The following is a 20965-nucleotide window of genomic DNA, read 5'->3' on the forward strand; positions in this document are numbered from 1 at the left end:
GCGTGACAGGCTGCGCTACCTGGAAATGGCCGCAGGAAACGGGTTGATTTGCGTCACTAAGCCAAGGGGCACTGCGGAGTATTTTGGCGAGCCTCTGCATCCAGCGAGGTTTCCATGCGACGCGAACCCCATGTGCTGTTCGACAACGGCACCCATCAATGCCTGCTTTTCGATGATCTGGTCAGGGGCGAGGGCGTACAGACCAACCAGTTCCTGATCACCGACCACGGCCAGTACCTGCTGCTCGATCCGGGCGGCGATCTGACCTACACGCCGCTGTCGCTGGAGCTGTCGAAGCGCATCTCGCTGCAGGAGCTGACCTACATCTTCGCCTCGCACCAGGACCCGGACATCATCTCCTCGCTGGGCAAGTGGCTGCTGCACACCAAGGCCAAGGTGCTCTGCTCGAAGCTGTGGGCGCGCTTCCTGCCGCACCTGACCGCCAACTACCTGGCCATGAGCCATGGCATCTCCACCTACGACCGGATCATCGCCCTGCCGGACCGTGGCGACTCGATCGCTCTCGGTCGCTGCCAGCTGAAGGCGGTGCCGGCGCACTTCCTGCACTCGGTGGGCAACTTCCAGCTGTACGACCCGGTGAGCCGCATCCTCTTCTCCGGCGACATGGGCGCCTCGCTGGTGGACGACGCCACCCCGGTGCGCGATTTCGCCAGCCATATCCCGCACATGGATGCCTTCCATCGCCGCTACATGGCCAGCAACAAGGTCTGCCGGCTGTGGGTGGGCATGGTGCGCAACATGAAGGTGGATATGATCGTGCCGCAGCATGGCCGCCCCTTCGTCGGCAAGGAGATGATCGACGCCTTCCTCAACTGGGTCGAGCATCTGGAGTGCGGTATCGACCTCCTCGGGCCGGACGACTACCAACTGCCGAAATAGGCCGTTCACCCCCGGCCGGGCCGTGTCCATTTCGTCATCCGGCCCGTGCTAGGCTTCGCGCTCTGCCCGTCGCGAGGTCGATGCATGTCCGCCATTGGGTTTTCCGTCCGCTTCCTGGTCGCTGGCCTGGCGGCCGCCGTGCTCGCCGCCGGCCGGGCCGTCGCCGAGGACTGGCCGGGTGCCGGCTGGGCTCGTCAGCCTGTCGCTCGGGGGCCGGCGCTCGAGGCCTTCGAGGCCTATGCCTTTCCGCCGCGGGACGAGGTCGGGCGCCGCGGCGTGCGTAGCGACGCGGTGGTGGTGATCCGTGACGGTGTGCTGGTCTACGAGCACTATGCCGCGCCGACCACCGCGAACACGCCGCATCTGGTCTGGTCGGTGAGCAAGAGCCTGCTCGCCTGTCTGCTCGGCGTGGCCTACGGCGAGGGCCGCTTCCGGCTCGACGATCCGGCGCTGCAGTACTATCTGCCGCTCGCCGGCCATCCCGACCTGCGCATGCGCCACCTGCTCAACTGGACCTCCGGCCTGGCCTGGGAGGAGGACTACGAGTACTCGCCGCTGAAGTCCTCGGTTATCGCCATGCTCTACACCCGTGGCCATAACGATATGGCCCGTTTCGTCGCTCGGCATCAGGCAGATACCGGGCCCGGCACGCGCTTCAGCTATTCGAGCGGCGACAGCGTGCTGCTCGCGGCGGCGCTGAAGGGCATGCTCCCGGCCGAGCGCTATGCGGACTACCCCTGGCGGGCACTGTTCGAGCCGCTCGGCATCACCTCGGCGGTCTGGGAACGGGACGCGACCGGCACCTTCATCGGTGCCTCCTATGCCTACCTGAGTGCCCGCGACCTGGCCCGGGTCGGCCTGCTGATGCTGCGCGACGGTCGCTGGGGCGAGCGCCGGCTGCTGCCGGCGGATTGGGTCGCCTTCAACCGCTCGCCGGTGCCCGGCTACCAGCCGCGTGGGGAGGGATTGGTGCCGGGCGGGCACTGGTGGCTGAACCTGCCGCTGGCGAGAGCGTCGCGGCCCTGGCCGGACGCGCCGGCGGACACCTTCGCCGCGCTGGGCCACTGGGGCCAAGCGCTCTATGTGCTGCCGGCGGAAAAGCTGGTGATCGTCCGCTTCGCCGACGACCGCGATCTGAGTTATCGGCACAACGACTTCCTGCATCTGGCCCGCGCGGCCTTCGTTTCCGGGGAGGCCCGCTGATGCGCCGTCGTCATGCCCTGCTGCTGGGCTCGGCCGTGCTGCTGGTGGCCACCGTGGTCTGGCCGAACCGCGCACACCTGGCGGCCTTCCCCGACATCATCGGCGCCTATAGCGCCAAGGAGTACTGCTCGTGTCGCTATGTGAGCGGCAACCCGGCCGACTATTGCCAGGTCTATATCCAGCAGTACATCCCGATCGACCAGTTGCACGACGAGCCGGCCAGCCGGACGGTGACCGCCCGTGGTCTGGGGCGCACCCACAGCGCCGTCTGGCTCGGTCCGCGCGAGGGCTGCCGTCTGCTGGCCGAGGAAGAGGCGGCAGCCGTGCCCTGAACCCGTGTCCCGGAACCGGCCGGTGAGCTTCCGGCGCTGGCCAGGAGCGGTTATCGGCCTGCGCCGGTCTTCAAGCGAGAGGTTGCATGCACCAGTCATTTACCCCTTTGCCGTCCAGGCGGCCGTCACCGGCAGGGCGGCGGTGTTCCCTGCTGGGAGCATTCGCCGGCGTCCCTGCAGGCTGGGGGCCATGATGCGGGAGGGGGCGGTCTTCCCCTGGCGCGGCGGCAATCGCTTCGGTCTGCTGATCGACGGCGAGGTGTTCTTTCCGCGCATGCTGGAAGCCATTGCCGGGGCCAGATGGCGCATCGACCTGGAGCTGTACCTGATCGAGGACGGCCGCTGTGCCGAGTGCCTGGTCGAGGCGCTGGTCGACGCCGCCCGCCGCGGCGTGCAGGTGCGCTGCCTGTTCGACGGCTTCGGTGCGTTCGGGTTCGGTGCGGGTCTGCGCGGCCGGCTGACCGAGGCCGGCGTCGCCCTGGCGCAGTTCAATCCCCTGCGCTGGCGCTTCGGACTGCACAACCTGCATCGCGACCATCGCAAGGTGCTGCTGGTGGACGATCGTCTGGGTTATGTCGGCGGTGCCGGCGCCACCGACGCGTTCTGGAATCCGGAGGATAAAGGCGCCCAGTGGCACGAGATCATGGTGGAAATCGCCGGCCCCCTGCTGGCCGACTGGCGGACGCTGTTCGACCACCAGTGGATGCTCTGCCACGAGCGCGGGCGCTGGCATTCGCAGCGCCCGCCGAAGCCGCCGCGCATCCCGCCGGGACCGTTGCGCCGCGAGGGTTCCGGGCGGCTCGCCTATGCCGAGGCGCGCCAGCACCGCGACGTGTTGCTGGCGCTGATCCGCAGCCTGCGCCGCGCGAACCGGCGGATCTGGCTGGCCACCCCGTATTTCCTGCCGACCTGGAAGGTCCGCCGCGCCCTGCTCAAGGCGGCCCGGCGCGGGGTGGAGGTGCGCCTGTTGCTGGCCGGGCGCAACACCGACCACCCGCCGGTGCGCTATGCCGGACAACGTTATTACCGCCGCCTGCTGCGCGCCGGCGTGCGCATCTTCGAATACCAGCCGCGCTTCCTGCACCTGAAGATGGTGCTGGTCGACGACTGGGTCAGCGCTGGTTCCTGCAACTTCGATCACTGGAACCTACGCTTGAATCTGGAGGCCAATCTCGAAACGCGGGATCCCGTCTTCATCGCCGAGGTTGTCGAATGTTTCCTCGCCGACTTCCAGGTCAGCCACGAGGTCGACCTGGCCTCCTGGCAGGCCCGGCCCTGGTACCGCCGTCTGTACCAGCGGCTGTGGGGCTGGCTGGACCGGCTGGTGGTCGATCTGCTGGATCGCGGCGGTTGAGCCGTTGGCCGGGCCGAGGGTGGGTCGACGGCCGGGGGGCGGCAGGGTAGGGTGGGCCTCCCTGTCGCGCAGAATCCCCAGGTTCCGGCCGGGGAGGCCATGCGCGTTTTCCGCGTTTTGCTCAGGAGTTTCCCGTGTCCGCCAAGAAGATCCTCATGTTGGTCGGCGACTATGCCGAAGATTACGAAACCATGGTGCCGTTCCAGGCGTTGCTGATGCTCGGCCATGCGGTGCATGCCGTGTGTCCGGGCAAGAGCGCCGGGCAGAGCGTGCGTACCGCCATTCACGACTTCGAGGGCGACCAGACCTACAGCGAAAAGCCGGGGCACAACTTCGCTCTGAACTTCGACTTCGCCAGGGTGCGCGCCGAGGATTACGACGCGCTGCTGATTCCGGGTGGCCGGGCGCCCGAATACCTGCGCCTCGACGCGCGTGTGCTGGAGCTGGTGCGAGCCTTCGCCACGGCGAACAAGCCGATTGCCGCCGTCTGCCATGGCGCCCAGCTGCTGGCCGCGGCCGGGGTGCTCGACGGCCGCTCGTGCAGCGCCTATCCGGCCTGCGCCCCCGAGGTGCGGCTGGCCGGCGGCGAGTATGTGGACATTCCGCTGGACCAGGCCCATGTGGATGGCAACCTGGTCACGGCGCCAGCCTGGCCGGCCCATCCGGCCTGGCTGGCCAGCTTCGTCGGATTGCTGGGCACCCGGATCGTTCATGAGGGCTAGGTGTCCGGAGCCCGATCCGGCAGGCGGCGGTCGGGCCGCTGCCTCGATACGTCGCAGCGCAGCGGCCGAATGTCTGCCGGCTGGCCGTCTACGCCGGGTGTTGCATTTTTTTGGTGCGCGGTGGATCTTGCTGGATAAATCGGGAGCTTTTTTGGTGCATGGCCTTCCCGGTTCCGCCGCACCCTGTCCGCAAGAGAGAAACTTGGGAGGCGCAGTGGGCGTTCGGATCCGGTCGGTAGCGACTGGAGCGGGTGGCGAACCAGCCGCCGGTCCGCTTCCGATTCGTCGGCAGCGGTCGTGTAGCGTCTCCAACACTTTGATAGGAATAGGAACTTGGCAACTGGCATGAGCTTTGCGAATTTCTTCTATGCACAGCCGAGGAGCATGCATGGATCGCCAATTTTTTGACGAAATGTACGATGCGGACGGCGTCTGCCGGCCGCATTACCGGGGCTTCGCCAACTGGTTGGAGAACACTCCCCAGGAGCTGCTGGCCCAGCGCCGGCGCGAGGCCGATCTTCTGTTTCACCGGGCGGGCATCACCTTCACCCTGTACGGCGACGCGCAGGGCACCGAGCGTCTGATTCCCTTCGACATCATCCCGCGCAGCATCCCCGTCAGCGAATGGCGCGGGATCGAGGCTGGGTGCATCCAGCGGGTCCAGGCACTGAACCTGTTTCTCGCCGACATCTATCACGATCAGCGCATCCTCAAGGCCGGCATCATCCCGCCGGAGCAGGTGCTGTCCAACGACGGCTATCAGCAGGTCATGCACGGGCTCGACCTGCATCGCGACATCTACGCGCACATCGCCGGGGTCGACCTGGTGCGCGACGGCGACGGCACTTTCTACGTGCTGGAGGACAACCTGCGTACGCCGAGCGGCGTCAGCTACATGCTGGAAGACCGCAAGATGATGATGCGGCTGTTCCCCGAACTGTTCTCCGCCCAGCGCATCGCCCCCGTCGACCACTATCCGAACCTGCTGCTGGAGACCCTGAGGAGTTCCAGCCCGTTGGACAATCCCAGCGTGGTGGTGCTGACCCCGGGGCGCTACAACAGCGCCTATTTCGAACACGCCTTCCTGGCCCGCGAGATGGGCGTGGAACTGGTGGAGGGGGCCGACCTGTTCGTCCGTGACGAGCGGGTATTCATGCGCACCACCGCCGGCGCCAGGCCGGTGGACGTGATCTACCGCCGGCTGGACGATGCCTTCCTCGATCCGCTGGCGTTCAATCCCGAGTCGGTGCTCGGTGTGCCGGGGCTGCTCTCGGCCTACCGCTGCGGCAACGTGGTGCTGGCCAATGCCATCGGCACCGGCGTGGCCGACGACAAGTCGATCTACCCCTATGTCACCGACATGATCCGTTTCTACCTGGGCGAGGAGCCGATCCTGCAGAACGTGCCCACCTGGCAATGCCGCAAGCCGCAGGATCTGTCCCACGTCCTGGCCCATCTGCCCGAGCTGGTGGTCAAGGAAACCCAGGGGTCCGGCGGTTACGGCATGCTGGTGGGGCCGGCGGCCACCAAGGCCGAGATCGAGGCCTTCCGCGAGCGTCTCAAGGCGCGTCCCGAGGCTTACATCGCCCAGCCGACCCTGAGCCTGTCGACCTGCCCGACCTTCGTCGAAAGCGGCATCGCGCCGCGGCACATTGATCTGCGGCCCTTCGTCCTGAGCGGCCGCGAAACCCGCCTGGTGCCCGGTGGGCTCACCCGCGTGGCCCTGCGAGAAGGCTCCCTGGTGGTCAACTCGTCCCAGGGCGGCGGGACCAAGGACACCTGGGTCGTTGAGGATTGAGGGAATTATCGAGCATGTTAAGTAGAACCGCCGCCGATCTGTACTGGATGTCGCGCTATCTGGAGCGTGCCGAGAATCTCGCGCGGATGCTCGACGTCAGCTATTCGCTGTCCCTGATGCCGCAGGACGGACGCGGCAATGGCCTCGACGAGCTGGCCATGCCGCTGCTGATCACCGGCACTCTCGAGGACTACCTGCAGCGCCACGGCGAATTGCACGCCGAACGCATGCTGCACTTCTTCGCCCTCGATGCGAGCAACCCGGCCAGCCTGTTCAACTGTCTGGCCGCGGCGCGCAGCAACGCCCATGCGGTGCGCGGGCGAATCACTGCGGACATGTGGGAGAACATCAACGCCACCTGGCTGACCCTGCTCGACCTTGCCGAGCAGGGACTGAGCGGCTACGGCATCAGCCGTTTCTGCGAGTGGGTCAAGGAGCGCTCGCACCTGTTCCGCGGCGCCACCTACGGTACCCTGATGCGTGGCGACGTGCACAGCTTCATCCGTCTGGGTACCTTCATCGAGCGGGCCGACAACACCCTGCGCCTGCTCGACGCCCGCTACGAACTGCTCGGCGCGGACAGCGAGGACCCCAACGACCGTTCGGCGCGTGCCTACTACCAGTGGAGCGCGCTGCTCCGTGCGCTGACCGCTTTCGAAGCCTTCGCCGAGATCTATCGCGGCTCGCCGCGGGCCGGCAAGGTCGCCGAGCTGCTGCTGCTGCGGGCGGAAGTGCCGCGCTCGCTGCGCTCCTGCCTGACCGAGCTGCAGCAGAACCTCGCTGCGCTGCCCGGCGACAACGGCCGTCCGGCGCAGCGCCTGGCGGCCGAGCTGGAGGCGCGGCTGCGCTACACGGTGATCGAGGAGGTCTTGGAAACCGGGATGCATGCCTGGATCACCGAGTACATCGAGCAGGTGCAGTGTCTGGGCGACGCCATCCACAAGTGCTATCTGGAAGTGGCCTGAGTGCTTGCCGGCATCCGCTGGATGCCGGCGCGTCGCGGCTTGGGCGCTGGCGCAACGGGCGTCGCCCGGGACAGGGTCTGCGGCCCTTTTCCGTTCACGGTCAGGGGCTTTCCGCTCGGACGGCGCGCAGTCACCTCACCGACAGTCTCCCGCCTCGGCCAGGCGATATTCGATGATTTCGCTGACCCGGAAGCTGCCCGGAAAATCGCGGCAGCCCGGGCAGTCCAGCTGCGGTCCCGGGGTGCCGCGCAGGACCGCGAAGGCTTCCTCGTAGGGTTCGCTGACCAGACTTGTGTACTGGGCCTCGAGACGGTGGTCGGTGGCTTCGTCTGCCACCAGCCAGAGGGGGGCCTCGGCATTGCAGGGGACGAAGACATGCATCTCCGGGGCCATGACCAGATGGCCCTCATAGCGTCCGGCTGACGGGCCGCCGTCCCTGGTCGTGGAGGTGCCTGCGCAGCCGGCGAGCAGCACGGCGCCGGCGAGAGGGTAGAAAATCGGATGCATAAGCCTCCTTGAGCTGGGCTGATGCGAGATGGCCTGGATGAGGAGGCTGCTACCCGCATCGGGATAGGTCAAGAGCCAGACAGGAAAGGCAGGCGTTATCTCTGCTCTGCTTGTCCTGCGGAGCGCGCCGCTCCGCAAGGGCCGGAGCGGCGTGCGGGCGCGGACCTCAGAGGGTTTCCGCCCAGAGGTCGTATTCGTCGGCGTCGGTGATGCGCACGCGCACCTTGTCGCCTGGCTTGAGTTCCTGCTCGCTGTCGACGTAGACGTTGCCGTCGATCTCCGGGGCGTCGGCGGCGGAGCGGCCGATGGCGCCCTGCTCGTCGACCTCGTCGATCAGCACCTCGATCTCCTTGCCGATCTTCAGCTGCAGGCGCGCGGCGCTGATCGCCTGCTGGTGGGCCATGAAGCGCTCCCAGCGCGCCTGCTTGACCTCCTCCGGCACCGCGCCTTTCAGTTCGTTGGCCGGTGCGCCGTCCACCGCCGAATACTGGAAACAGCCGACGCGATCCAGCTGGGCTTCGCTCAGCCAGTCGAGCAGGTACTGGAAGTCTTCCTCGGTCTCGCCGGGGAAGCCGACGATGAAGGTCGAGCGGATGGTCAGCTCCGGGCAGATCTCCCGCCACCGCTTGATGCGTGCCAGGGTCTGGTCCTCGAAGGCCGGGCGCTTCATCGCCTTGAGGATCTTCGGGCTGGCGTGCTGGAAGGGAATGTCCAGGTACGGCAGGATCTTGCCGGCGGCCATCAGCGGGATCAGGTCGTCGACGTTGGGGTAGGGGTAGACGTAGTGCAGGCGCACCCACACGCCCATCTTGCCGAGTTCCTCGCACAGCTCGAGCATGCGCGTCTTCACCGGCTGGCCGTTCCAGAAGTCGGTCCGGTACTTGAGATCGACGCCGTAGGCGCTGGTGTCCTGGGAGATCACCAGGAGCTCCTTGACGCCGGCCTTGACCAGGCGCTCGGCCTCGCCCAGCACCTCGCCTGCCGGACGGCTGACCAGCTTGCCGCGCATGGAGGGGATGATGCAGAAGGCGCAACTGTGGTTGCAGCCTTCGGAAATCTTCAGGTAGGCGTAGTGGCGCGGAGTCAGCTTGATGCCCTGCGGCGGCACCAGGTCGACGAAGGGATCGTGCTCGGTGCTCGGCGGCACCACCTCGTGCACGGCGTTGACCACCTGCTCGTACTGCTGCGGGCCGGTGACCGCCAGCACGCTGGGATGCACGTTACGGATGCTGTCCTCGGACACGCCCATGCAGCCGGTGACGATCACCTTGCCGTTCTCGGCCAGGGCTTCGCCGATGGCGTCCAGCGACTCGGCCTTGGCGCTGTCGATGAAGCCGCAGGTATTGACCACCACCACGTCGGCGTCCTCATAGGACGGCACGATCTGGTAGCCCTCCATGCGCAGCTGGGTGAGGATGCGTTCGGAGTCGACGGTGGCCTTCGGGCACCCGAGCGATATAAACCCTATACTTCCGACTTTCTTCGACATGACGTTGTAGAGACCTCGGGGGCCGGCGGTGAAAAATGGGGCGAAAGTATACAGCTATCTGCGGTTTTCCGATCCGCGGCAAGCGACGGGAAGCAGTGCCGATCGGCAGTTGCAGTATGCGCAGACCTGGGCGGCGGCGCGCGGGTTGGAACTGGACGAGACGCTTTCGCTGAGGGATGAGGGGCTGTCGGCTTACCACCAGAAGCACGTCAAGCAGGGTGCGCTTGGGGTGTTTCTGCTGGCGGTGGACGAGGGGCGGATTCCGGCCGGGTCGGTGCTGATCGTCGAGGGGCTGGACAGGCTGAGCCGGGCGGAGCCGCTCCAGGCGCAGGCGCAGCTTGCGCAGATCATCAACGCCGGGATCACGGTCGTGACGGCCAGCGACGGCCGGGAATACAACCGGGAAGGGCTCAAGGCGCAGCCGATGGACCTGGTGTACTCGCTGCTGGTGATGATCCGTGCCCACGAGGAGTCGGACACCAAGAGCAAGCGGGTGAAGGCCTCGATACGGCGGCAGTGCGAGGGCTGGCAGGCAGGCACTTACCGGGGGCTGATCCGCAACGGCAAGGACCCGCAGTGGGTGCGCTGGACGGGAGAGGGCTGGGAGCTGATCCCGGAGCGGGTCGAGGCAGTGCGGGCCGCGCTGGATCTCTACCGCAGTGGACTTGGTGCAGGGCGCGCGGCCAAGCTCATGCACGCACAGGGCCACATGCTCAGCGACTGGGGCATCGCCGGTCAGCAGATCTACCGTCTGGTGCGGCTTCCGGCGCTGCGGGGGGCGAAGCGGATCTCGGTAGATGGCGAGGACTATCTCCTCGAGGAGTATTACCCGCGGGTGTTGAGCGATGCCGAGTTCGACGAGCTTCAACTGCTGGCCGGGCAGCGGTACAGGCGGCGTGGCGCGGGGGAGATTCCAGGCATCATCACAGGTGTCGGCCTGGCGTGGTGCGGCTACTGCGGCACGGCACTGGTGGCGCAGAACATCATGAATCGGCGCCGGGAGGATGGCACTCTGGCCGATGGGCATCGGCGCTTGCACTGCACCTCCTACAGCAAGAATGGCGGTTGCTCGGCCGGTGGCAGCTGCAGCGTGGTGCCGATCGAGCGGGCGTTGCTGGCGTACTGTGCCGACAAGATGAACCTGCAGCGGCTGCAGCAGGCTGCGGTCGATGGCCAGGATCTGCGGCAGCAGTTGGCCGAGGCGCGATTGCAGGTCGAAGAACTGGATAAGCAACTGGCGAAGATCACCGATGCGCTGCTGGCCGACGAGAGCGGTGCGGCGCCGCTGGCGTTCGTGCGGCGGGCGCGGGAGTTGGAGCAGCAGCAGACTGCTGCGCAGGCCCGGGTGCGGCAGCTGGAGCGGGAGTTGTCGGTGGCGTCGGTTCATGTCGAGCCGGCACAGGCCGAACGTTGGGCGGAGCTGGCCGCACTGGTCGAGCAGGACGACTATGCTGCGCGGGAGCAGGTGCGCCAGTTGGTGCTGGACACGTTCGAGCGGCTGGTGATTTACATGCGTGGGATTGCGCCTGATGGGCGCCAGGGCAGAACCATCGACATGGTGATGGTGCCGAAGGGTGGAGCGCCCCGGCTGCTCCAGATTGACCGGCGCAGCGGGGCGTGGGTGGCGAGCGAGGACTGGGATTGATAGCCCTGCATAGGGTGTTCCTGTTTTCCAACATCGTTCGAGGGGATTGAGAGGCGCGAAATAGAGCCCCTACTTCCAATGATGGCAATTCAGTGGCCATAATATCTGTATGCATATACAGACTAGGGATTTCCCCATGGCCAAACCCAACGCATACGCTTCCGTTACCCCGACTTCCTACGAGCTGCTCGCCCGCCGCATCCATCGGCAGGTCATGAGCCCGAGCGCACAATTGCAGCGCCGGACTGTCATCGCACGCGAGCCAGGCGAGCGGGAGGACGATTGGGATCTGCTGCTCGAGCAGTTGAGCGAAGAAGAAAGCGTGCGCATGACGCGGCTGGAAGGTGGAGCCGTCCAGCTGACCTGGACCAATCAGCATCCTGATTGAGCCATTCCAATAAGCTAGGTCGGATTAATCAAAATTAACTAGCGGTGTTGATTATACGATTACTAAAGGTTAATTTTGTCTCCGGAATTTCAGGACAGCGCTTGCGCTGCAGATCGCTTCGGAGGCTTACCGCATGAATACCGTCACCCTTCCATCCGCTGCTCGGCTGCAACTGGCCGAGCAGATCGTCAAGAACGGCACCTTCATCCATGGCCTTGCCAACGCGCAGGGCGTGATCTGCTGCATGGCCTTCGTTACCGTCGAGCAGTGCGATGCGGCCACCCAGGTGCGCGTCGAGCTGGGTGACAGCGTCAACTCCGTGACCCTGGCCCGCCGCGACGATACCGGCGAGCGGGTAGCCCGCTTCCTGGAGGATGTGGCCAACGGCGTAACGCCGAGCATCGTGCCCGAGGTCGACGAGTATCTGCTGGTCGGCGACCTGGAGCTGACGCTGCGCGAAGCAATCCGTCTTGGCCGCGGCAGCCACTACCTGCCGGTCGACTATCTCGACCTGTGCCTGCTGCTGAATCCCGCCTTTACCGACCGGCAGCGCACCGCCTTCCGCTTTGAGGTGAACGGCGCATCACTCACCCTGCCGCTGTTGCTGCCCACCGACCGGAAGCTTGCCTACGAGCTTCTGGTCGCCTGCGTGCATGAGCTGGTCGCCAACTACCGCTCCAGTGCGGCCTGATCGGGGGAAACGAGACCATGAGCATGACCATCACGATGCCGGACCAGTGGATGGACGAGGCGATGAACAAGCATGTTGAGGGATTTTTGAGCGCAAGTAGCCGCTCCACTGCGGCGCTAGCGGCCGAGGACTGGGAGGCCATGAGAGTGGCGAGTATCGATCAAAACCATCATGCCGTCGGTATTGCCCTTCTGGTGACGGCGAGCCTGGATCAGGTTGCAGCGGAGGGCGTTGGGCAATGAAGCGCAACAGTACGAGCATTCGACTGATCGGTCGCGCCGGGGTGGTCATCGGCTGGCTATCGCTGCCGTCCACCGCCCGTGTCGCCGACCTCGTTCACCTGCGTGCCCTAGGGGCTGTGCGTGTGGAGGTGATGGCATGATCGGCATTCCGGAAACCGGCACCCTTGAGCATGGCTGCATCAGTGCCAACGTCACCAGCGGCTACCAGCTCGCCACCGCCGACGGCCGCCCGGCGCGGCTGGCGATCATCGACGAGCAGGGCAACGTGGTCGAGGCGGGTGATGCCGTGGCCCGCGAGGCCTGGAACGTGTGCATCGCGGTGATCAAGAACTTCAAGATTGGCATGGGGCATATCGTGGTGCACAGCGAGCCGCCAGGGATGGCAAGAGAGCAGGGCGAGCCGGCGAGGGTGGCTTTTCCTTCCGGCAATCGCTCCCCCGATCAATCAATAGGCCTTGCAAAATAGATTACTTATCAACACATTATCCACATTTTATGGTTTTTCGGTCAATAAAAATACTTTTTGAATGACAGTAGGTTAGGTGTAAAAAGGAAAAAGTTATCCACAAAAAACTGAACTCGAGTTGAAGCTTCTGCAATAAGTACAGATAATCGGCAAAGACGAGGCCAAATGGTCCTTCTGTCGTTTCGTTGATGGTTGCTAATGCAGGGAACCATTTCTAGGTTTGCCTATTCTGTAAGGATGAAGAGGCTTGTGGCTGCACAGTCGTTCAAGGGATCTCACGGTACCTGCATGTCAATGGCACGGAAGATTGAGCATGATGGATTCATCACTAAACCAGGCCGGATAGGCACTGGCGCTTACTTTTGGACGGCCATTGAATACGATCATCTGGCAGTCTCGACCCATTACGCCATCAAATGGGCTGAGAGGGCTAGTAAACAGCAAGCTTTCCACGGCCAAGATGATCAGAGTCTGGCCGTGATACAGGTTGAGGTGGAGGCTGATGATGAGGAGATTTTATACCTCGATGATCCAGAGCACCACCTTGAACTAAGGCAAGAGTTGGCAGCGTTTGCAATTGAACATCTAAAGTTGAGTTGTATTTTTGATTTAACTAGAGCGCAGTTTCAAGGAATAGAAAAGCTTTTGTATGGTGTTGTAGATTTATATATACAGCTATACGAAGAAGCGTTGGGCGGAAAGAAGGTAAAGATTCTTTTTAAGAATCAGAATCCTCCTACTAATGATCCGCTTGCTATGATCGTAGGTAACGCAAGCTGTTTTGCGGTAAGAGATACAAGCTGTATTAAGTCGATGCATGTATCTTCTGCCTAAATAAAGAGGGCACTAGAATGGCTGCATTTAGAACTACAGAAAAAATGAAGGCAGCCCGCAAGGCTGCTATGGATCGTCTTCGCGGCATGTCTTATAGCGAGATGCTGGAGCGCAGTCTAGCCAATCAAGACAGCACTACCGTATCCTTCCTTATGGCATGTCAAAGTGAACAGCCTTTCTTGGCTGAAAGCCATCATGCCGAGATGGTAATCCAAGAAGAATTTACTGTGGCGGGTTCTCCCGTCAAACAAGGTCCGTACTATGGCGGTAGCAGGCTTTCTGCTACCGCCAGTCAATGGGCCCAAGCCTTGCAGGGCTGCATGCTCGTGCCGAGGTCGGAAGACTATTTCGCGGCGGCGGCCTGATAAAATGAAGCATCACCCGATACAACTGATTGGCGTCCTCATTGAAAAGCTTGAGCTAACTGTTCATGATCGTTTTCGCTTTGAGGATGATAATTATGCTAAGTCCGCTGAATATACAATTTTCAATACAAAATTTGATGAGGAAAACTCTACAATTGGAGTAAAAGTACAGCTGTCAATTAAGCCTGCAGATGCCGCGCCGGAGAAATTGGATCGCCCTTATAGTCTAATTGTAACTGTGGTTGGTAATTTTAAGGTTGATGTTGAAAGGTTTCCTGTGGAGTATATTCAGGACTGGGCTGTCAAAAATGCTCCGATAATACTTCTTCCGTTCATTCGTGAGCATGCATACAGTTTGTCAGCCAGGGCAGGATTTAATCCTGTACTCCTGCCGCTGGTTGAAGTGCCAAACTTTGTGATTGATAAAAAAGAATAATAAGATCTTTCTGTTTGTTCTGTTGAGCACTCCGTAACTGATCTCATCTTTATATGTTGCACGTGCTGAGTATCACCCGCCTCAGTCCAAAAATGCTGTCCTCTCTTAATCGTCAGCTCACCCGAACATCACACGCTGCCACTGATCTTCGCCGACGATGGCGATCGGCGCGCCGGATTCGCGCAGCTCGACGGCGCGGATGATCTTGATTACTTGCACAGCGACTCGCACGGCACCCCATCATTGTCCCTGTCAAGTCGGCCATTGCCACACTCGTTCAGATGGAACTCGGCCTCTTCGCAGCTTGCCATCTGCCCGCAGGTTTTCTTCGCAGAGCAGTTGTAGGCCGAGCTGCTGCTGGTCGCCTGAGCTGCTGCTTTGATCGGAGCAGCTTTCTTGCTCGTCGTACCCAAGCAACTGGCCATGTCTACCGGCCCGACATAGGGGTTACCCCAGCCCATGGCGCAGGCGGTTTTCTGGTTGCGCCACTGCTCCCACTCGCTGACTGGGTACATCTTGTTCCAGGCCTCGTAGGTGCGGCGATCCTGGCTGGAGAGACGCAGCTTGTAGCGGTCGGCCATGTAGAGGTAGATCCGCGCTGCAGGACCCCGGGCATACTCCGGTGGCATGGCGGCCTTCTCCTTGAAGTTCACCACCATCGGACAGGCCCCGTACTGGGTCGGCTTGTCCGTGACCATGCCCAGGGCGAAGTTCGAACGATCGCCGTTCACCTCGCCGACGCTGGGCACCAGGTTGTGCAGGTCGGCTTCGGCTGCTGCGAAGGCCGGGTCGTTGTCGGTGCAGTTGTCGCGCCCGCCTTTCTGCCAGCATTGGCGCTGGTGGCCGATCACCCAGGCCGGGACGACGTGCTCCCACTCGACACGGCCGGCGCGGTTGGCGTCTTTTCGGACCGAATACCCGCAGCTCTTCAGGTCGATGCGGTTTCCTTCGTACTTACAGCCGCAGTAGAAGTCCACCGGTCGCTCGGCGTAGATCGTCCAAGCGATCTCTTTGGCTTCGCGGAACGTGCGGGGCGCTTCGGTAACCTGGAAGGCATGGGAAAGCGGGGCGATGAGGACGAGCAGCAGGGAAGCTGCGAACAATTTGAAGCGCACGGGGGCTTCCTTGCTATGTAAAGAAGAAGGCCTCCCGGTAAAGGCTGGGAGGCGGAGAATATCAATGGCAGTGCTTGACGCCGCTGCGGCGATCAACATGACATCCCTGTGCATCGGTGCCGCCGCTGTGGGCGAGTGCGGCGGCGGTGCCGGTGGCGAGAATGGCGCTAATCAAGAGGGTGATGAGTTTCTTCATGGTTGCTTCCTTCCGTGTGGTGCTGGATCGTCCTGGGTTGGTGCCGCACCGGAGCACGCCCGACTGCAATTCGTTACATTCCAGTGATCTTGGCGTCGATCGCGCGGCCGATGATTTCCCAGGAGCCGTCTAGGGCAACGGTCTGGTAGGCCGGGTTGAGGGGCACGAGGTAGCCGACACCGGCGTCGACGATGTACTGCTTGAAGGTGTATTCGCCCTCTTTGTGGCGGGCGATGTAGAACTTTCCGCTGATCAGCTCGAAGCCTTCTGGGCGGATCAGGATAGGGGTGCCTTCCGGGAAGCTGGGCGGGGTATCTGCCGTCATGGACTTTCCCTTGACCCTGAGCCAATAGCCGCGGGGGCCGGCATTTTCGGTGGAGGACAGCCATTCATCGGCGATGCCGGCGGGGTAGGCTACCGAGGATTCGACACACTCACCGGCGGCGACCCAACTAAGCACCGGATACTCCCTGGCCTCCCGGTGCGGCTGCAGCATGGGGGCGACGTTGCTGTGCTCGGTCACTGCGGCCATTTTGGCTATCTCAGCGGCAAGACGCGGGCTGAAACTTTCCACTGGCTCATTGAGAAGCCGTGCAAGTGCCGCCGCAAACTTGGCATTCAGCGGATTCGTTCCATTCAGGTAATGAGCCACGGCTGCTGGTGAGATGCCTATCTCATCGGCAATTTTTTTTTGGCTGAGCTTCAGCGCGTTCTTTTTCGCAAGGAAAAGAGCGTGAGCGGCTTGGCTCTCGGCCAAAAGTTCAGTGGCTAGAGGCTTCTTCTTGGGCATGCGGCCACTATAAACCGTTGGTTAATAATTTTAATTTACTGGCGGTGTTGATATGGTGGTTACTGGCGGTTAATATCCTCTGCGTCTAAACCCGCTGAGGTGTCGGCATGAATCAAATCTCGTTGCATGACCTAGTCATTCAGATAGGACAGGCAGCGGTTGCCCGGGCAATTGGTGTCAGCCCAGCGGCGATCCATAAGGCGATCATGAGAAATCGCAAGATCACCGTGACCATCAATGATGATGGCTCCTACACCGCTCATGAGCTACGCCCCTTCCCATCCCAGAAAACTGATACCTGACCCGTTCGTCCTGCTGTGCCGGGCGGTAACGGTGCAGCAGGACGTTGGCAGAGTAGGAGCAGCAGTCCAACATGGACACGTCCAACCCACGACAGCCGTCTATCTCGCGCGATCAGGTGCTGGTGGCCCATGCGGCCCTGATGATCGCGCGCACCAATCTCAGCCAGGACGACTTCGCGCAGGCGCTGAGCAGCCGCCTGCATCAGATGATCCCCGAGAAGGCCGTCGCCAAGGACGTGCCGGACTTCGATCTCCTCGCCCGAGGTAATAACACCGGCGTTTTTCTGAAGGCTTCCGGCGCCTGGCTGCGCCGGGTTGGGCGATGGCTGAGCGGTGAGGTTGACCTGCCGGGCTGGATCGAGGAGGCCTGGGTGCAGGCGCTGGATGGCGAGTATCGGGAGTATTGCCTCAACGAGCTTGCCAGCCGTCACGGGCTGACCGGCGCCCGTGCGCTGGGCGGCGATGCTTGCCCGGTCGGGGTGTTCGGTCAACTGGTGGCGCGGCTCGGGCAGACGGTGGAGCTGGGCAGCGAGATTCTGGCCGATGGCCAGATCGGTGCCGAGGATGTGCCGCTGTTGCCGGAGTTCATCGATCGGCTGAAGTCTGTGGAGGCGCGCTGCGGCGAGCTGCGGGCGAAGGCGGAGGATGCCTTGAGCCGGGAAGGGCGGAGTCTCGTGCCGGTCAGGGCGGTTGTCGGCGGGGAGCGTAAAGCCTCCCGATGAGACTGAAGCCTCCCGCCAGTTCGCCCGAGGCCGGCGCCTATGCCGGTCTGTCGGGGCATGCCTCGGCGCCGCTGTCTGCGGCGGTTGCGGGGCATGCCGCCGGGCGACGTCCGCGCGCGCTTTCGGAAAAGCAGCGGCGCGGTCTGCTGGGTACGGCTGCGGCGCGGGTAGCGGAGGAGGCGCGCGAGCGCAAGCGCCGCTGGCTGCGCCGGTTGGATACGATCCATGCCTCTGGCTGCCGGACGAAGCGGCAGCGCTGGGACGCTCTTGCGGCCATGGCGGAGCCGATGCTGGCCCGCCTAGATCTGGCCACCCTGGCACTCGGGTGGCTGGATGAGAACGGGGCGTTCCGTCTGAACCGTCAGCGCGGGCTGGCGGAGGATACGGGGCTGTCCGAGTGCCGTGTGTCGCGGACGCTCTCCGCCCTGGAGGCCGCCGGTTATGTCCGCCGGCGCGTACGCCGCATATTCAAGCATGGGCAGCAGTGGGTCACGCGGGTGACGATCCACCTGCGGCCGCGCTTCTTCATCGATCTGGGGCTCGGCCATCAGTTGGCCGAGGCGCGCACCAGGAAGAAGGCACAGCGCGAGTCCCTGCTGCGCGGAGTGAAGGTGCGCGAGCAGCAGGCTGCCATCCAGGAGCTGGGCGCGGCGATGCAACGCAAGTCGTCGCACCGCAAGGCTCAGGCCGTTCGCAAGGCGAAGGTTGTGAAGCTCGCCGAGGCCCATGAGCTGAATCGTAACCGGGCGAAGGCCGCAGCCGCCCACACTCTGGCGGTGGATAACCCGGACTGGTCGCTCGCCGAGATCCGCGCGGAGCTTGATCGGCTCTTCCCGCCCGCCTGATTCGCCATCCGTCGCCAGCCGCTCCGCGGCTTTCTGTCGTTGTCTACGCTGAGTTTCTGGGGCTTTTTCGGGGCTTCAGGGCTTGAATGCCTGCCGTTTTTTCTTCGTCGCTCGCCATCTGGTTGGTGGTGCTGGCCTGTAGCCGTAATGGCCTCGTGCTGTTATGCAATTTTTAAGGTCTAGTGGTACCACCCTACGGGTGAAAGCAGAGCCTTTGGCCACCCCGCAGCTCTTACCCACGATGTCAGGCGCTACCCATGCAGATGATGGCCCCTCACTTCGCGCCGTTCGGCGCGGAGGGTACCCGGTCGAGGCCGCCTGCCAGCACGGCGTGATCCTGAACCCGGCCCCTTCCAGTCGCTGTACGCCGAGAGGCACCGTGCACCCTTGCCCGTTCAATGCAACGGCGGTTTCGCTCCTTCACGGGCCAGCCTTCGGCATCGGCGCTGACGCGCCGGGGCGAACTCAGTATGAAGCGCGGGATTTGCCGCGGTGCAAGGCGCGCAGGGGCGCGCTCTGGGCGATTTGTCGGGTGGGCGAGGAGCAGGGAATGAGGCGGTCATCGAGGGCGCCGCGCCGCGGATTGATCGCGGGCGGCGGGGCTGTGCCGTTCGAGGCGGCAGCGACTGGTGTTACCGCTTGGACTTGGACAGGGAGCTGCCTATCACCCATTCCGGGGTGGTGTCGTCCGCAGAGATGCGCACCCAATCGGACTCGAACTGGTAGGCATTGACGACCTGGTTCTTCTTCAACTTCCTCAGCACCTGGCCGGAGGTGGCCGGCTCGCTGCGGACGTTCAGGCTGGGGACGGACACGTAGCGCCGGCCCGAGGCGAAGCTGGCGGCAGGTGCGGGGGCGGGCTCGCTGTAGCTGCGGCTCGACGAGTAGGACTTCGAGCTGCCGCCGGACCTGCGTCGGGCGTCGGCATCCATGGCCATGGAGGTGGCAGCGACGAGCATGAGGATGATGGGAATTCGCATGGGGATGTCCTTTCCGGGAAAAATGGAGCGCGGACTATAGCAACTGGCCATCATCAAGGCATCGCATGGGCGTGCCTGGATGCGGGAGATTTGCGCGTAGCCGGCCGGCAGCGCCGGTGAGGGGATATGAAGGTTTTTTCCTCCCCTGAGGTCTCCTGCGCAGCGCACAGCCTGCCTGCCCTGCGCCGCTCCGAAGGTGTGAAGAAAAAGCGACCGATTTAGCCCGCAGGTGCCGTGGGGGGACAACTGCGCGCGCCGGGGGCAGCCACTGCCGCTCCTAAATGAATAGGTCGAACTCATGCGTTGCGAGGTGGGCGAACTGGTCTAGGATGAGCCGAGCCATACTTTGGCCCGGAAGCGATCACAGAGGGAGATGCGGATGAAACAGTACAACGACCCGGCGGAGCGTGTGTCTGTCGAATACAATGGCAAAACCTACACGGCTACCTATCGAGTCGAGCATGGGTGCATCACCGTATCCACACTAAGGGGCGAAAAATCGACGCAACTGGGTGGTCTGACGGCGAAGGCCTTGGCAATCGAGCTGCTGATTGAGCTGATCACGGAAAGTAAGGCCTAGCCTCGGGCAATCAACAAAGCCGCCTCGAGGGCGGCTTGATCGGTAGGGGCAGGCTGTCAGGCCTGGGCGGCCAGCTCGTAGGGCTTGAACCGGATCACCTCCTCTCCAACCCACTCATTCACGGCCAGCATCCGCGCCTGGATCGGCTCCAGCTCGTTGGCCGCGTAGACCAGCGCCGCATCCTTCACCGAACCGAACCCGCCGGCGTTCTGCGGCACAACTCCCATCAACTGCGGCGGGATGCGCAGCCCGGCCAGCATGTCGTCACGCGTTATGTTCTTGATGTTGCTGAACTCGTCCCGCGCCGCCACTTCGCTGATCGGTATCACCTGGATACCGTCCTTCTTGCCGTTCGGGCTGTAGAGGAACAGGTTGCGGAAGTTGCCCGGCCCTTTCGACTTCTTCAGAGCCTCGCGCATCGAGTCGATGTCCTTCTCGTTCTGCGCCGCGTCGCTTACGTAGAGGATGAAGCCGGCGTGGCTGCCGTTCAGGTAGTAGCGCCGCCGGAACAGGGTCGCGCTTTCATTGAGCAGCGCCGACTGCAGCGCCGCCAGCCACTCCGGCAGGCCGTACACCTCCTGGTTGATGTCCGCCTCGCGCAGGTGGCAGATGGTCCCGGCCTCGAATTCGTGCTCATCCTTCCAGCCGCGGACCATGAAGTAGCTGTCCAGGTCCTGCCCGCGGCGCATGTACTTGGCCAGCGCCGGTTGTAGCGACAGCGTGCCGCCCAGCCGGCTGCGCCGCCGCTCTAGGTAGGCATTGCCGCACCACAGCCAATCCAGGGCGAACTGCTCGAAGGCCTCCCGGCTTAGCAGGCGGTGGGGGACGAAGGTGCGGCTGAGCATGTTGCGCTTGAAGGTCAGCCCACTCTGCAGATAGACGCTCGCCCGGGTCGAGCGGGCCAGGCCGTCAAGGTTGATCGGCGGCTCGTACCAGCGGCCGTTGAACCAGCACTCGAGGTAGTCCAGGACCTCATTGCCATCCAGGACCGGCGTCGGATCGCCGAATGTGAAGGCCTCGACACCGCCCGCCGGCGCCGCCGGTTGCCGGGACGTGGGCGCGCGGAATTTTCCAGCCAGGCGGCTGAGCGTGGTCATC

Annotated in this window: 27 protein-coding genes and 1 pseudogene; 20 read left to right on the forward strand and 8 right to left on the reverse strand. The window is 63.5% G+C overall.

Annotation, left to right across the window (positions count from 1 at the left end):
- Positions 1-114: 114 nt before the first annotated feature.
- The 7 genes from EV691_RS08135 to EV691_RS08165 all read left to right on the forward strand — a co-directional run bounded on the left by EV691_RS08135 (position 115) and on the right by EV691_RS08165 (position 7274).
- A complete protein-coding gene (locus EV691_RS08135) occupies positions 115-900 on the forward strand; it encodes an oxygen-binding di-iron domain-containing protein (RefSeq protein WP_131302472.1) in 786 nt (261 codons plus the stop codon).
- Between the two features lie 84 nt (positions 901-984).
- Positions 985-2103 (forward strand): serine hydrolase domain-containing protein, encoded by a 1119-nt coding sequence (locus tag EV691_RS08140; RefSeq protein ID WP_131302469.1) that lies wholly within the window; start codon positions 985-987, stop codon positions 2101-2103.
- On the forward strand, positions 2103-2435 hold the full coding sequence (locus tag EV691_RS08145) for an amidase (RefSeq protein ID WP_089168831.1): 333 nt from the start codon (positions 2103-2105) through the stop codon (positions 2433-2435). The genes EV691_RS08140 and EV691_RS08145 overlap by 1 nt, the downstream gene beginning before the upstream one ends.
- A 190-nt stretch (positions 2436-2625) precedes the next feature.
- On the forward strand, positions 2626-3789 hold the full coding sequence (locus tag EV691_RS08150) for a phospholipase D-like domain-containing protein (RefSeq protein ID WP_207390293.1): 1164 nt from the start codon (positions 2626-2628) through the stop codon (positions 3787-3789).
- Between the two features lie 155 nt (positions 3790-3944).
- Complete coding sequence (locus tag EV691_RS08155; RefSeq protein ID WP_131302538.1) at positions 3945-4511, forward strand: DJ-1/PfpI family protein; 567 nt, start codon at positions 3945-3947, stop codon at positions 4509-4511.
- A 388-nt stretch (positions 4512-4899) separates the two neighbouring features.
- Positions 4900-6309 carry a circularly permuted type 2 ATP-grasp protein gene (locus EV691_RS08160; RefSeq protein WP_131302466.1) on the forward strand — a complete coding sequence of 470 codons (1410 nt, stop codon included), beginning with the start codon at positions 4900-4902 and terminating at the stop codon, positions 6307-6309.
- A gap of 14 nt (positions 6310-6323) precedes the next feature.
- On the forward strand, positions 6324-7274 hold the full coding sequence (locus EV691_RS08165) for an alpha-E domain-containing protein (RefSeq protein WP_039802816.1): 951 nt from the start codon (positions 6324-6326) through the stop codon (positions 7272-7274).
- Between the two features lie 135 nt (positions 7275-7409).
- Here EV691_RS08165 and EV691_RS08170 read toward each other — a convergent pair whose 3' ends face one another.
- Positions 7410-7781 carry a hypothetical protein gene (locus EV691_RS08170; RefSeq protein ID WP_242672672.1) on the reverse strand — a complete coding sequence of 124 codons (372 nt, stop codon included), beginning with the start codon at positions 7779-7781 and terminating at the stop codon, positions 7410-7412.
- Positions 7782-7947: 166 nt separating this feature from the next.
- A complete protein-coding gene (gene rimO, locus EV691_RS08175) occupies positions 7948-9270 on the reverse strand; it encodes a 30S ribosomal protein S12 methylthiotransferase RimO (protein WP_131302463.1) in 1323 nt (440 codons plus the stop codon).
- Positions 9271-9298: 28 nt separating this feature from the next.
- Between rimO and EV691_RS08180 the strand changes: the two genes are divergently transcribed.
- The 9 genes from EV691_RS08180 to EV691_RS08215 all read left to right on the forward strand — a co-directional run bounded on the left by EV691_RS08180 (position 9299) and on the right by EV691_RS08215 (position 14337).
- Entirely contained in the window at positions 9299-10915 is a 1617-nt protein-coding gene (locus tag EV691_RS08180; RefSeq protein ID WP_131302461.1) for a recombinase family protein, read from the forward strand.
- Positions 10916-11051: 136 nt separating this feature from the next.
- On the forward strand, positions 11052-11303 hold the full coding sequence (locus tag EV691_RS08185; protein ID WP_131302458.1) for a DUF1654 domain-containing protein: 252 nt from the start codon (positions 11052-11054) through the stop codon (positions 11301-11303).
- A 133-nt stretch (positions 11304-11436) separates the two neighbouring features.
- Entirely contained in the window at positions 11437-11994 is a 558-nt protein-coding gene (locus tag EV691_RS08190; RefSeq protein ID WP_131302455.1) for a hypothetical protein, read from the forward strand.
- Between the two features lie 17 nt (positions 11995-12011).
- Complete coding sequence (locus EV691_RS08195; RefSeq protein WP_131302453.1) at positions 12012-12236, forward strand: hypothetical protein; 225 nt, start codon at positions 12012-12014, stop codon at positions 12234-12236.
- Positions 12233-12376, forward strand: a complete 144-nt coding sequence (locus EV691_RS23310) for a hypothetical protein (RefSeq protein ID WP_165496629.1) — start codon at positions 12233-12235, stop codon at positions 12374-12376. The genes EV691_RS08195 and EV691_RS23310 overlap by 4 nt, the downstream gene beginning before the upstream one ends.
- Positions 12373-12702 carry a hypothetical protein gene (locus EV691_RS08200; protein ID WP_242672671.1) on the forward strand — a complete coding sequence of 110 codons (330 nt, stop codon included), beginning with the start codon at positions 12373-12375 and terminating at the stop codon, positions 12700-12702. Before EV691_RS23310 ends, EV691_RS08200 begins: the two co-directional genes overlap by 4 nt.
- Before the next feature lie 288 nt (positions 12703-12990).
- Positions 12991-13536 carry a hypothetical protein gene (locus EV691_RS08205; protein ID WP_131302450.1) on the forward strand — a complete coding sequence of 182 codons (546 nt, stop codon included), beginning with the start codon at positions 12991-12993 and terminating at the stop codon, positions 13534-13536.
- A gap of 17 nt (positions 13537-13553) precedes the next feature.
- A complete protein-coding gene (locus EV691_RS08210) occupies positions 13554-13901 on the forward strand; it encodes a hypothetical protein (protein ID WP_131837552.1) in 348 nt (115 codons plus the stop codon).
- Positions 13902-13905: 4 nt separating this feature from the next.
- A complete protein-coding gene (locus EV691_RS08215; RefSeq protein WP_165496628.1) occupies positions 13906-14337 on the forward strand; it encodes a protein-export chaperone SecB in 432 nt (143 codons plus the stop codon).
- A 209-nt stretch (positions 14338-14546) separates the two neighbouring features.
- On the opposite strand, the gene EV691_RS24245 is transcribed toward EV691_RS08215, so the two are convergent.
- The 4 genes and pseudogenes from EV691_RS24245 to EV691_RS08235 form a co-directional block, all read right to left on the reverse strand.
- The gene (locus tag EV691_RS24245) at positions 14547-14750 is read right to left on the reverse strand and encodes an excalibur calcium-binding domain-containing protein (RefSeq protein WP_377802435.1); all 204 of its coding nucleotides are present in this window, start codon (positions 14748-14750) and stop codon (positions 14547-14549) included.
- Positions 14727-15425, reverse strand: a pseudogene (locus EV691_RS23810) (endonuclease); the annotation flags it as partial. The gene EV691_RS24245 and the pseudogene EV691_RS23810, both read right to left, overlap by 24 nt.
- A gap of 88 nt (positions 15426-15513) precedes the next feature.
- A complete protein-coding gene (locus tag EV691_RS08230; RefSeq protein ID WP_131302441.1) occupies positions 15514-15648 on the reverse strand; it encodes a YHYH domain-containing protein in 135 nt (44 codons plus the stop codon).
- Positions 15649-15721: 73 nt separating this feature from the next.
- Positions 15722-16438, reverse strand: a complete 717-nt coding sequence (locus EV691_RS08235; RefSeq protein WP_131302438.1) for a LexA family transcriptional regulator — start codon at positions 16436-16438, stop codon at positions 15722-15724.
- Between the two features lie 107 nt (positions 16439-16545).
- Here EV691_RS08235 and EV691_RS08240 point away from each other — a divergent pair, with 107 nt between their 5' ends.
- From EV691_RS08240 to EV691_RS08250, 3 genes are all read left to right on the forward strand, one after another.
- A complete protein-coding gene (locus EV691_RS08240; RefSeq protein ID WP_131302435.1) occupies positions 16546-16740 on the forward strand; it encodes a Cro/CI family transcriptional regulator in 195 nt (64 codons plus the stop codon).
- A gap of 71 nt (positions 16741-16811) precedes the next feature.
- Positions 16812-17462 (forward strand): hypothetical protein, encoded by a 651-nt coding sequence (locus tag EV691_RS08245; protein ID WP_131302433.1) that lies wholly within the window; start codon positions 16812-16814, stop codon positions 17460-17462.
- On the forward strand, positions 17459-18307 hold the full coding sequence (locus EV691_RS08250) for a hypothetical protein (protein WP_131302430.1): 849 nt from the start codon (positions 17459-17461) through the stop codon (positions 18305-18307). The genes EV691_RS08245 and EV691_RS08250 overlap by 4 nt, the downstream gene beginning before the upstream one ends.
- 632 nt (positions 18308-18939) lie before the next feature.
- Here the strand turns inward: EV691_RS08250 and EV691_RS23315 are convergent.
- Complete coding sequence (locus EV691_RS23315) at positions 18940-19287, reverse strand: SH3 domain-containing protein (RefSeq protein WP_165496627.1); 348 nt, start codon at positions 19285-19287, stop codon at positions 18940-18942.
- Positions 19288-19666: 379 nt separating this feature from the next.
- Between EV691_RS23315 and EV691_RS08260 the strand changes: the two genes are divergently transcribed.
- Positions 19667-19867 carry a hypothetical protein gene (locus EV691_RS08260; protein WP_131302424.1) on the forward strand — a complete coding sequence of 67 codons (201 nt, stop codon included), beginning with the start codon at positions 19667-19669 and terminating at the stop codon, positions 19865-19867.
- A 56-nt stretch (positions 19868-19923) separates the two neighbouring features.
- Here the strand turns inward: EV691_RS08260 and EV691_RS08265 are convergent, their stop codons facing one another.
- Positions 19924-20964, reverse strand: coding sequence for a phage portal protein (locus tag EV691_RS08265; RefSeq protein WP_131302535.1), 1041 nt, complete (start codon positions 20962-20964; stop codon positions 19924-19926).
- Position 20965: the final 1 nt, after the last annotated feature.

The sequence above is a fragment of the Azotobacter chroococcum genome, from assembly GCF_004339665.1.
Classification (GTDB): domain Bacteria; phylum Pseudomonadota; class Gammaproteobacteria; order Pseudomonadales; family Pseudomonadaceae; genus Azotobacter; species Azotobacter chroococcum.